Raw genomic sequence first — 10,958 nt, 5'->3', positions numbered from 1 at the left:
TCTGTTGTTATTAATAGACTGCCCCCGGACGGTCCGGGGGCGCGGCACCTTGTCGTTCGCCGCTCTGCTGGTCGGCCCGTCAGCGGGCCTGCGGGCCGCGGCGCTGCGGCAGCGCCACCACCCCGCCGCGCGGCGCCGGCTCCGGGGCCGGCGGCAACCCCGCCACCTGGCACAACAGGTCGCACCACGCCGCCAGGTGCGCCGCGAGGTCGGGCACCCCGCCCGGCCCCTCGGCCGGCGTCCATGACGCCCGGATCTCGATCTGGGTCGCCGGCTCCCGCGCCGCCAGCTCGCCGAAGTAGTGCGAACCGGCCCGGGTGACCGTGCCGCTCGGCGCGCCGTACTGGACCCCGCGCGCCTCCAGCGCACCGGTCAGCCAGGACCAGGACACCTCCGGCAGCAGCGGGTCGGTGCCCATCTCCGGTTCCAGTTCCGCGCGGGCCAGCGTCACCACCCGGAACGTGCCGTGCCAGGTCTCGTCGCCGGCCGGCTGGTGCAGTACCACCAACCGGCCGTCCGCCAGGTCCCGGTCCTCGCCGTCCGGGCCCGCCCCGCGCTCGACGACCGCGGCCTCCAGCGCATAGGCATACGGGGCGAGCCGTTTCGGTGCGGGTGTCGGGTCGGTCTCGATCTCCGGCCGCAGCCGTGCCGCGCGGAGCGCCTCGACCGCCTGACGGAAGGGGATCGGGGTCTCGTCCGCGCTGTCCGCGAGGTGTTCTTGAGCCGCAGCCATGCCCGGAAGGGTAGGCGGAAGACGGCGTTCATACGGGGAGGACACCCGGTGTGCGCGTCGCCCATTCGGAGGTGTCCCGGGGCGCGTGCGAAGATTTGCCGCGTGAGCGCCAACGACGCCCTTACGGGCCACCCGCAGACCGCGACGTACGACTCGGCCTTCCTCAAGGCGTGCCGGCGCGAGCCGGTGCCGCACACGCCGGTGTGGTTCATGCGTCAGGCGGGGCGCTCGCTCCCCGAGTACCGCAAGGTCCGCGAGGGCATCGCGATGCTGGACTCCTGCATGCGGCCCGAGTTGGTCACCGAGATCACGCTCCAGCCCGTGCGCCGGCACGGCGTCGACGCCGCCATCTACTTCAGCGACATCGTGGTGCCGCTGAAGGCCATCGGCATCGACCTGGACATCAAGCCGGGCGTCGGCCCGGTCGTCGAGAACCCGATCCGCTCCCGCGCGGACCTCGCCCAGCTGCGCGACCTCACCCCGGACGACGTCTCCTACGTCACCGAGGCCATCGGCCTGCTCACCGCCGAGCTCGGCACCACCCCGCTGATCGGTTTCGCCGGCGCCCCGTTCACGCTCGCCAGCTACCTCGTCGAGGGCGGCCCGTCCCGCAACCACGAGCACACCAAGGCCCTGATGTACGGCGACCCGCAGCTGTGGGCCGACCTGCTGGACCGGCTCGCGGACATCACCGCCGCCTTCCTCAAGGTGCAGATCGAGGCCGGCGCCAGCGCCGTCCAGCTCTTCGACTCCTGGGTCGGCGCGCTCGCCCCGGCCGACTACCGGCGCTCCGTCATGCCCGCCTCCGCCAAGGTCTTCGACGCGGTCGCCTCCTACGGCGTCCCGCGGATCCACTTCGGCGTCGGCACCGGCGAACTCCTCGGCCTGCTGGGCGAGGCCGGCGCGGACGTGGTCGGCGTCGACTGGCGGGTCCCGCTGGACGAGGCGGCCCGCCGGGTCGGCCCCGGCAAGGCGCTCCAGGGCAACATCGACCCGGCGGTGCTCTTCGCCCCCCGCGAGGCCGTCGAGACCAAGGCCCGGGAGGTCCTGGACGCCGCCGCCGGCCTGGAAGGCCACGTCTTCAACCTCGGCCACGGCGTGCTGCCCACCACCGACCCGGACGCCCTGACCCGGCTCGTGGAGTACGTCCACACCCAGACCGCGCGCTGAGGCGGGCCGCGGCCGGGCCCGTCAGGCGGTCCCGGCCGCCCGCACCGCCGCGTCCGCCTTGCGGGCCGCGACCAGCACCGGGTCCCAGACCGGCGAGAACGGTGGGGCGTAGCCCAGGTCCAGGGCGGTCATCTGAGCAACCGTCATCCCCGCGGTGAGCGCCACGGCGGCGATGTCCACCCGCTTCCCGGCGCCCTCGCGCCCGACGATCTGCACCCCGAGCAGCCGCCCCGTGCGGCGCTCGGCGAGCATCTTGACGTGCATCGGGCGGGCGCCGGGGTAGTAGCCGGCTCGGCTGGTGGACTCGATGGTGACGGTGACGTACCGCAGCCCCGCGGCCCGGGCCTGGCTCTCCAGCAGCCCGGTGCGGGCGATCTCCAGATCGCAGACCTTGCTCACCGCGGTGCCGACGACCCCGGGGAACGTCGCATAGCCGCCGGCCACGTTGGCGCCGATGATCTGGCCGTGCTTGTTGGCGTGGGTGCCCAGCGCGATGTGCCGGTACTCACCGGTGATCAGATCGCGTACCTCGATGCAGTCACCGCCCGCCCAGATGTGGTCCTGACCGGACACCCGGAGGGCCAGATCGGTGCGCAGGCCCCCGGACGCGCCCAGCGGCAGCCCGGCCGCCTCGGCCAGGGTGGTCTCCGGGCGGACGCCCAGGCCCAGCACGACCACGTCCGCCGGGTACTCGGCGTCCTCCGTCACCACCGCGCGGGCCCGGCCGTCCGCGCCGGTCAGCACGCCGGTGACCCGCGCGCCGGTCACCACCTCGACACCCATGTCGCACATCGCGGCGCGCACCAGCGCCCCCATGTCCGGGTCGAGCGTGGACATCGGTTGGGCGGCCTGGTCCAGCACCGTCACCGCGAAGCCGCGGTGGATTAGCGCCTCGGCCATCTCCACGCCGATGTAGCCGGCGCCGATCACCACCGCCCGCGGACCGGGCGCCCCTTGGAGGCCCCGCAGCAGCGCCTGCCCGTCGTCCAGCGTCTGCACCCCGTACACGCCCGGCGCGTCGATCCCCTCAAGCGGCGGGCGGATCGGCCGCGCCCCGGTGGCCAGCACCAGCGCGTCGAAGCCGGTCCACGACTCGCGGCCGCCGTCCTCCAGGTCCCGGCAGCGCACCCGGCCGCGGTCCAGGTCGAGTTCGGTGACCTCGGTGCGCATCCGGAGGTCGATGTCCCGGGCCCGGTGCTCCTTGGCCGTCCGGGCGATCAGCGCATCCGGGCCTGCCACCTCGCCGCCCACCCAGTACGGGATGCCGCAGGCGGAGTACGAGGTGAAGTGGCCGCGCTCGAACGCCGTGATGGTGAGCTCGTCCGGGCCCTTCAGCCGACGCGCCTGCGAGGCAGCGGACATCCCCGCCGCATCGCCGCCGACGACCACCAGCCGCTCCGCCATCCTCACCACGTCCTCTCGCTCGCCCTCGTCGGCGTTGTCGTCCCCGTCCTCGGCCCATGATCGTGCGGCGGCGCTCCGGGGTGCGGGACCGGCGCCGGTGACCGGTTCAGAACGGGTACGGGGCCGGGGTCGCGCGCACCGTCGTCCAGCGGGTCTCGGTGAAGGCGTCGAGGTTGGCCTCGCCGCCGAAGCGGGAGCCGGTCCCGGAGTCGGCCAACCCGCCGAAGGCGGCGACCGGTTCGTCGTTGACGGTCTGATCGTTGATGTGCAGCAGGCCGGTGGGGATCCGGTCGGCGAGCTCCAGGGCGCGGGCCGCGTCGCGGGTGACGATGCCCAGCGCCAGCCCGTAGGAGGACTCGTTCGCCAGCGCCACCGCCTCGTCGAGGGAGCCGAAGGCGCGGACCGGGGCCACCGGGCCGAAGACCTCCTGGCCGTACGCGGGGGAGGCGCCCACCGAGCTCGGGCCGGTGGACGCGCCCGCGTCGGCGAGCACCGTCGGCCGGTAGAACAGCTCCTGGTGGGTGCCGCCGGCGGCGATCCGCACGCCGGCCGCGGCGCTCTCCCGGACCAGCGCGTCGATCTTGTCGAGCTGCCCGCGGTCGATGACCGGGCCGAGGTGCACCTGCGCGCGGAACGGGTCGCCGACGGTCAGCTCGTCCGCCTTCGCGGCCAGCCGCGCCACGTACTCGTCGTAGAGCGAGGCGTGCACGAGGTGCCGGCCGGCGGTCATGCAGACCTGGCCCTGATGGAAGAACGAGGCCCAGGCGGCGGTGGACATCGCGGCGTCCAGATCGGCGTCGTCGAGGACCAAGAAGGCGCTGTTGCCGCCCAGTTCGAGATGGGCGCGTTTGAGGTGCTGTGCGGCCAGCGCGCCGACGCCGCGGCCGGCCGCGGTCGAGCCGGTGAAGGAGATGATCCGCACCCGCGGGTCCTCGACCAGCGCCCGCCCGGCGTCCGCGCCGCCGGGCAGCACGTGCAACAGCCCCGCCGGCAGCCCGGCCTCGGCGAACACCGCCGCCAGGACGTGCCCGCCGCACACCGCCGTGCGCGGATCGGGCTTGAGCACCACCGCGTTGCCGAGCGCCAGCGCCGGGGCGACGGAGCGGGCGGCGAGCACCAACGGGACGTTGAACGGGGCGATCACGCCGACCACGCCGGCCGGGACCCGCGTGGTGTACGACAGCCGCGGCGCGCCCGAGGGCAGCACCTGGCCGAGCGGGCGGTGCGCCAGCGCCGCGGCCTCGTAGCACTCCTCGGCCGTGGTGCGGATCTCGAACTCCGCCTTGCCCCGGACGCTGCCGGCCTCCCGGACCAGCCATTCGGCGATCTCCGCGGCGTGCCGGTGGACGAGGTCGCCGGCCCGCCGCAGCACCGCGGCCCGCTCCGCGTACGGTCTGCGCGCCCAGTCCCGCTGGGCCGCGGCGGCGGCGACGGCGGCGTCCGCGACATCGGCGGGCGCGGCCAGCGTCAGCTCCGCCAGCGTCCGGCCCGTCGCGGGCTCCACCGCCTTGGCCGGACCGCCGCGGAGAGCGGGCCAGTCCTTGGGTTCGAGCAGGGCCATCGCGCCAACCTCCGGGAGAACGAAGACTGTTGAGTGGTCAACGAGTGTGCCCCAAGGAGGCGGAGCGCGCCCGCCGAAGAGCGATCCGGGCGGGCGTCCCGACCCGTTCTAGCGCTCCAGCACCATCGCCAGCCCCTGCCCCACGCCGATGCACAGCGCGGCCAGGCCGGTGCCCGAGCCCCGCGCGGCGAGCTGGTGGGCGACCGCGCCGGCGAGCCGGGCTCCGGAGGCGCCCAGCGGGTGTCCGATGGCGATCGCTCCGCCGCGCGGATTGACCACCGTGGGGTCGAGTTCCGGCCACTGGGCGAGGCAGCCCAACGCCTGGGCCGCGAACGCCTCGTTGAGCTCGCAGACCGCCAGCTCGCCGAAGCCCCGCCCGGCCCGTCCCAGCGCCCGCCGGACCGCCTCCACCGGGCCGAGCCCGAACAGCTGCGGCTCGATGCCGGTCACCGCGCTCGCCCGGATACGGGCCAGCGGCTCCCGCCCGGTGGCCCGCAGCCCCTCCTCGCTGACCAACAGGAGCGCGGCCGCGCCGTCGTTCAACGGGGAGGAGTTCCCGGCGGTGACCGTGCCCCGCTCGGCGCGGAAGGCCGGCTTGAGCTTGGAGAGCGACTCCAGGGAGGAGTTCTCCCGGATCGTCTCGTCCCGGGCCAGATCCACCCCCGGCACCGGCACCACCTCGGCGTCGTAGCTGCCCGCCGCCCAGGCCCGTACCGCCTTCTGGTGGCTGGCCAGCGCGAACACGTCCTGCTGTTCCCGGCTGAGGTCGTGCTTGTCGGCGATCAACTCGGCGCCCTCGCCCAGCGACACCGTCCACTCCGGCGCCATCTCGGGGTTGACCATCCGCCAGCCCAGCGTCGAGGAGAACATCTCCTGATGGCCCGCGGGGAAGGCCCGGTCCGGCTTGCGCAGCACGTACGGCGCGCGGCTCATCGACTCCACGCCGCCGGCCACCGCGATCTCGGCGTCGCCGTGCGCGACCGCCCGGGACGCCTGGATGACGGCCTCCAGCCCGGACCCGCACAGCCGGTTGACCGTCACGCCCGGCACGCTCACCGGGAGCCCCGCCAACAGCCCAGCCATACGGGCCACGTTGCGGTTGTCCTCGCCCGCGCCGTTGGCGTCGCCGAAGTAGACGTCGTCGATCCGCGCCGGATCGAGGTCCGGGGTGCGGTCCACCAGGGCGCGCACCACATGGGCGGCGAGGTCGTCGGGGCGCACCCCGGCGAGCGCGCCCCCGTATTTGCCGACGGGGGTCCGTACCGCGTCGACGACGTAGACGTCCCGCACGGCGTCCCGTAGGTGTGGCTCGGTCATCAGACTGTGTCCTCGCTGTCTTCGCTCATCCTCGCGGTACCGGCTCGGCGGCCGGGCGGTACGAAGATCGCCACCCGCCGCACCGAGTCTTTGCCCGGCACCGCCCGGTGTCAACGGGGCGACCGGCCAGCCTCGGGGGGAAGGGGCCGGGTACCGGGCGGGGGGCTTGCCGGGCGTCAACCGGGGGAGGGGAGGACTGGCCGGGCCCCATAGGCGTGTGACCGTTCCCCGCCCCGTAGGCGGCCGCCGGTCCGTGCAGCAACCGGGCGGCCCCAAGTGGCCGGAATGTGACGCCGGTTCGACGGGTGCGCCCGAGGCGGGCTGCCGTCCGGGGGCCCGAAGAGGCCGCAGCCTGGGGGCCGGCAACGGCGTCCGAACGGCCCGGCTCCGGGAGGGCCGAACGGCCTTTGAGAGAGTGGAGGACATGAGCACAGCGCACAGCGGTACGGACCGGGCGCCCGGTCATGTCCTGGTCATCGGCGGCGGGATCGCGGGCCTGGCCGCCGCGCACCGGCTGCTCCAGGGCGGGGCGCGGGTGACCCTGCTGGAGGCGTCCGGGCGGCTCGGCGGCAAGCTGCTGGCCGGCGACATCGCCGGCGTCCCGGTCGACCTCGGCGCCGAGTCGATGCTGGCCCGGCGCCCCGAGGCGGTCGACCTGGCGCGGGCCGTGGGGCTGGACGACCGGCTCCAGCCGCCCGGCACCGCCACCGCCTCCCTGTGGACCCGCGGCGCGCTGCGCCCCCTGCCCAAGGGCCATGTGATGGGCGTCCCCGGCGACCTGGCGCCGCTGACCGCCTCCGGCGTGCTCTCCCCGGAGGGCCTGGCCCGCATCGAGAAGGACCGGACGCTGCCGACGACCGAGGCCGGCGCCGACGTCGGGGTCGGCGAGTACGTCGCCGCCCGGCTCGGCCGCGAGGTCGTCGACCGGCTCGTCGAGCCGCTGCTCGGCGGGGTCTACGCGGGCGACGCGTACCGCATCTCGATGCGCGCCGCCGTCCCGCAGCTCTTCGACGCGGCCCGGCGTGGCGGCTCGTTGATCGAGGGCGTGCGGGCCATCCAGGGGCGCGCGGCGGCCGCCGTCCCCGGGGGACCCGCCGCCACCGGCCCGGTCTTCATGGGCCTCGCCGGCGGCATCGGAACCCTGCCCGGCGCGGTCGCGGGTGCGATCCACCGCGCCGGCGGCGAGATCCTGCTGGACACGCCCGTGCAGGAGCTGCGGTGGACCGGCCCGGACGGCTGGCGGGCCCGCGCCGGCGCCCGCACGCTCACCGCCGACGCGGTCGTCCTGGCCGCGCCCGCACCGGCCGCGGCCCGCCTGCTCCGCGCCGACTGCCCGGCCGCCGCCGAGGCCCTGGACCCCGTCGAGTACGCCTCGATGGCGCTGGTCACCATGGCCTTCCGGCGCGCCGACCTGGCCGCCGTCCCCAGTGGCAGCGGCTTCCTCGTCCCGCCCGTAGACGGCCACCGCATCAAGGCGTCCACCTTCGCCAGCCACAAGTGGAACTGGATCGCCGAGGCCGACCCGGACCTCTTCGTGCTCCGCACCTCCCTGGGCCGCCATGGCGACGAGGCCGACCTGGCCCGCGACGACGACGAACTGGTCAAGCTCTCCCTGACCGACCTCGGCGAGGCGGTCGGTCTTTCCGCCCGCCCGGTGGCCAGCGCCGTCACCCGCTGGACCGGCGGGCTGCCGCAGTACGCCGTCGGCCACGTGGACCGGGTCGCGCGCATCCGCACCGCCGTCGCCGGCCTGCCCGGCCCGCTGCGGGTCTGCGGCGCGCTCTACGACGGCGTCGGCATCCCGGCCTGCATCGCCTCCGCCCACCGGGCCGCCGATGAGCTCCTTCCGACCCTGACGCCGGGCCCCGCCGGCAGCGAGTGAGAATGGACGACATGACAGACGTTTCCGCCCCCGCCTCCGACAAGATCCCCAACGCCGGCAAGAAGGCCAAGGACCTCAACGAGGTCATCCGCTACACCCTCTGGTCGGTCTTCAAGCTGCGCGACGTCCTCCCCGAGGACCGGTCCGGCTACGCCGACGAGGTCGAGGAGCTGTTCGCCCAGCTCGCCGCCAAGGACGTGGTCATCCGCGGCACCTACGACCTCTCCGGCCTGCGCGCCGACGCCGACGTGATGATCTGGTGGCACGCGGAGAACTCCGACGACCTCCAGGAGGCGTACAACCGCTTCCGCCGCACCCGCCTGGGCCGCGCGCTGACGCCGGTGTGGTCGAACATGGCGCTGCACCGCCCCGCCGAGTTCAACAAGTCGCACATCCCGGCCTTCCTGGCCGACGAGCACGCCCGCGACTACGTGAGCGTCTACCCCTTCGTGCGCTCCTACGACTGGTACCTCCTCCCCGACGAGGACCGCCGCCGGATGCTCGCCGACCACGGCAAGATGGCCCGCGGCTTCCCCGACGTCCGCGCCAACACCGTCGCCTCCTTCTCGCTCGGCGACTACGAGTGGATCCTCGCCTTCGAGGCCGACGAACTGCACCGCATCGTCGACCTGATGCGCCACCTGCGCGGCTCCGAGGCCCGCCGGCACGTCCGCGAGGAGATCCCCTTCTACACCGGCCGCCGCAAGCCGGTCGCCGAGCTGATCGCCGGCCTGGCCTGACCGACCGCACGCCCCGGACACGGCCGCACGGGCCGCCCCCAGCAAGGGGACGGCCCGTGCGGCCGTGACTGTCCGGGGTGAGGGCTACTTCTTCCCCTTCACCTGCTGCACCAACGCCTGCCGGGAGCGCCGCAGCGTCTGCCCCGGCGCCGGCTCGGCCCGCGGGCTGCAGTACACCCGGTGCCCGGGGACCTTCCCGCGCAGCAGATACGTCTCGACGTAGGTGTTCACGCAGGCGTTGTCGCCGAGTGCGATGCCGTGGGTGCCCGCGCCCCGCTCGGTGACCAACGACGAGCCCGGCAGCCGCCGTTGGAGCTCCAGCGCGCCCGTGTACGGCGTCGCCGCGTCCCGCTCGGCGGCCAGCAGCAGCACCGGCGGCAGCGCGCCGGGCTCGGTGCGGATGTCGAGCGGGCCGCGCTGGCCGTGCAGCGCGTCGTCCAGGTCGGTGGTGGCGACCTGCTGGGTGGCGTCGGCCAGTTCACCGCCGGACGGGGAGCCCTTGGCGGCCCGGTGGGCGGTGTTGCGGGCCGCGTCCTCGACGCCCCGGGCCGCCGACTGATGGCGGTCCGGCCAGAACGCGCACGGCAGGTTCATCCAGACGTTGTCCCAGGTCTCGAACGGCGCGGTGCGGGCCAGCACGGTGTTGTCCCGGTCCCAGGTGCGCCAATCGCGCGGCCAGGCCGCGTCGTTGCACTCGACGGCGGTGTAGACGGCGTTGGCGTTCTCCTCGGCCTTCGCGTCGCCGCCCGGCAGGGCCTGGGCGATCAGCGCCTTGGCGTCGCCGTGCAGGTACTTCGACAGCGCGTCGGCGCGCATCGGCCAGAACGCGTCGTTGTAGCCGGTCTTGAGGAACGCCGACTGGAGCTGCCCCGGGCCGATCTTGCCGTTGACCGGCTTGCCGCGCAGCCGCTCGCGGGCGGTGTCGTAGGAGCGCTGCACGGCCTGCGGGGTGTTGCCCAGGCGGTAGGTGGCGTGGTGCTTGGCGACCCAGCGCAGCCAGTCGCCCCAGCGCCGCTCGAAGGCGGTGCTCTGGTCGAGGTTGTTGCGGTACCAGATCTGCCGGGGCTCGGGGTTGACCACGCTGTCGAAGATCATCCGGCGGACGTGGCCGGGGAAGAGCGTCGCGTAGATCGCCCCGAAGTACGTCCCGTAGGACGCGCCCATGAACGTCAGCTTCTTCTCGCCGAGCGCCGCCCGCAGCATGTCCAGGTCCCGGGCGTTGTTGACCGAGTTGTAGAACGGCAGGTCGGCGCCGATCCGTTGGGCGCAGCCGCGGGCGTACGCCTTGGCCTCGGCGACCTTCTTCCGCTTGAAGGCGGCGCTGGGGAAGCGCGGGCTGTCGGTGGGCGCCTGGGCGTACTTCTTCGGGTCCTGGCAGGACAGCGGATTGCTGCGCCCCACCCCGCGCGGCGCATAGCCGACGAAGTCGTAGGCGCGGGCGGACCGGCGCCAGGTCGGCAGCGTCCCGTAGAGCGGGAACTGCATGCTGGAGGCGCCCGGGCCACCGGGGTTGAAGACCAGCGCGCCCTGTCGCTCGCGGGGCGCGGTGGCCCGGGCCCGACTGACCATCAGCTTGATCTTCTTGCCGTTGGGGCGCGCGTAGTCGAGCGGCACGGTGAGGGTGGCGCACTCGACGGAGGACGGGAGGTGTTCCACGGCGGCGCATCGGCCGAAGGCGAGGGGGTGGACGGGGGCTGGGGGCGCCGCCGGGTCGTGGACGGCACCGCCGGCCGGTGGGGAGGCGAGGCCGGTCAGGACCAGCGACCCGAGGGCGCCGTACAACGCAAGTGCTCTCACGAGCCGTCCCTTCGTATGGTGCGCGGTGCGCGCGGGGTCCGCCGCACGGTGTGGCGGGGTCCGCCGCACTGGGCCGCACGGTGGGCATACAAAAGGGATAGTTGGGCCGATTGGAGGCGAAGTAAAGCACCGTACGGCGGTGTCGGGGACTATGCCCCGGAAGAGTGTGCCTGCGGCCGGCTGCTTCCCATGTACTTGGCTTTCCCGCCGGTCCGCTGCGCTTGGCGGGCCTCCCACGTTGTTGGCTTTCCCGCCGTGCGGGTTGCTGTTGTTTGCGCCTGCGGCGCTGGCTTGTTGTCCGCTGCGCGGGGCTGTCGGCTGCGGTGACGGGCCTCCGGGGGCGGTATGCCAGAC

8 protein-coding genes are annotated in these 10,958 nt (G+C 74.4%); 3 read left to right on the top strand and 5 right to left on the bottom strand.

Going from position 1 to position 10,958, the window contains the following annotated elements; all coding sequences use genetic code 11:
- Positions 1-79 precede the first annotated feature (79 nt).
- Positions 80-733: a DUF3000 domain-containing protein gene (locus ACFVFQ_RS37745; RefSeq protein WP_383425142.1), complete on the bottom strand. Its 654-nt coding sequence runs from the start codon at positions 731-733 to the stop codon at positions 80-82.
- 102 nt (positions 734-835) lie between these two features.
- On the opposite strand from ACFVFQ_RS37745, the gene hemE reads away from it, so the two are divergent.
- A complete protein-coding gene (gene hemE / locus ACFVFQ_RS37740) occupies positions 836-1,903 on the top strand; it encodes a uroporphyrinogen decarboxylase (protein WP_383425140.1) in 1,068 nt (355 codons plus the stop codon).
- A gap of 21 nt (positions 1,904-1,924) precedes the next feature.
- Here hemE and ACFVFQ_RS37735 read toward each other — a convergent pair whose 3' ends face one another.
- The 3 genes from ACFVFQ_RS37735 to ACFVFQ_RS37725 form a co-directional block, all read right to left on the bottom strand.
- Positions 1,925-3,307, bottom strand: a complete 1,383-nt coding sequence (locus ACFVFQ_RS37735) for an FAD-dependent oxidoreductase (protein ID WP_383425138.1) — start codon at positions 3,305-3,307, stop codon at positions 1,925-1,927.
- A 106-nt stretch (positions 3,308-3,413) separates the two neighbouring features.
- On the bottom strand, positions 3,414-4,868 hold the full coding sequence (locus ACFVFQ_RS37730) for an aldehyde dehydrogenase family protein (protein ID WP_383425136.1): 1,455 nt from the start codon (positions 4,866-4,868) through the stop codon (positions 3,414-3,416).
- Between the two features lie 108 nt (positions 4,869-4,976).
- On the bottom strand, positions 4,977-6,185 hold the full coding sequence (locus ACFVFQ_RS37725) for a thiolase family protein (RefSeq protein WP_383425134.1): 1,209 nt from the start codon (positions 6,183-6,185) through the stop codon (positions 4,977-4,979).
- Between the two features lie 352 nt (positions 6,186-6,537).
- Between ACFVFQ_RS37725 and hemG the strand changes: the two genes are divergently transcribed.
- Positions 6,538-8,067, top strand: a complete 1,530-nt coding sequence (gene hemG, locus ACFVFQ_RS37720; protein ID WP_383425144.1) for a protoporphyrinogen oxidase — start codon at positions 6,538-6,540, stop codon at positions 8,065-8,067.
- Positions 8,068-8,069: 2 nt separating this feature from the next.
- On the top strand, positions 8,070-8,807 hold the full coding sequence (gene hemQ, locus ACFVFQ_RS37715; RefSeq protein ID WP_383425132.1) for a hydrogen peroxide-dependent heme synthase: 738 nt from the start codon (positions 8,070-8,072) through the stop codon (positions 8,805-8,807).
- Positions 8,808-8,891: 84 nt separating this feature from the next.
- Here the strand turns inward: hemQ and ACFVFQ_RS37710 are convergent, their stop codons facing one another.
- Positions 8,892-10,604 (bottom strand): alpha/beta hydrolase, encoded by a 1,713-nt coding sequence (locus tag ACFVFQ_RS37710; RefSeq protein ID WP_383425130.1) that lies wholly within the window; start codon positions 10,602-10,604, stop codon positions 8,892-8,894.
- Positions 10,605-10,958 lie beyond the last annotated feature (354 nt).

The organism is Streptomyces sp. NPDC057743 (assembly GCF_042798755.1).
Taxonomy (GTDB): Bacteria; Actinomycetota; Actinomycetes; order Streptomycetales; family Streptomycetaceae; genus Streptomyces.
The sequence above is the reverse complement of the archived record's forward strand: the minus strand, read 5'-3'. Positions and strand labels throughout refer to the sequence as shown.

Bases quoted from the DNA above. Each gene is read 5' to 3' on its own strand.
- hemQ (WP_383425132.1), top strand. From the start codon at position 8,070: ATGGACGACATGACAGACGTTTCCGCCCCCGCCTCCGACAAGATCCCC.
- ACFVFQ_RS37745 (WP_383425142.1), bottom strand. From the start codon at position 733: ATGGCTGCGGCTCAAGAACACCTCGCGGACAGCGCGGACGAGACCCCG.
- ACFVFQ_RS37735 (WP_383425138.1), bottom strand. From the start codon at position 3,307: ATGGCGGAGCGGCTGGTGGTCGTCGGCGGCGATGCGGCGGGGATGTCC.
- ACFVFQ_RS37725 (WP_383425134.1), bottom strand. From the start codon at position 6,185: ATGACCGAGCCACACCTACGGGACGCCGTGCGGGACGTCTACGTCGTC.
- ACFVFQ_RS37730 (WP_383425136.1), bottom strand. From the start codon at position 4,868: ATGGCCCTGCTCGAACCCAAGGACTGGCCCGCTCTCCGCGGCGGTCCG.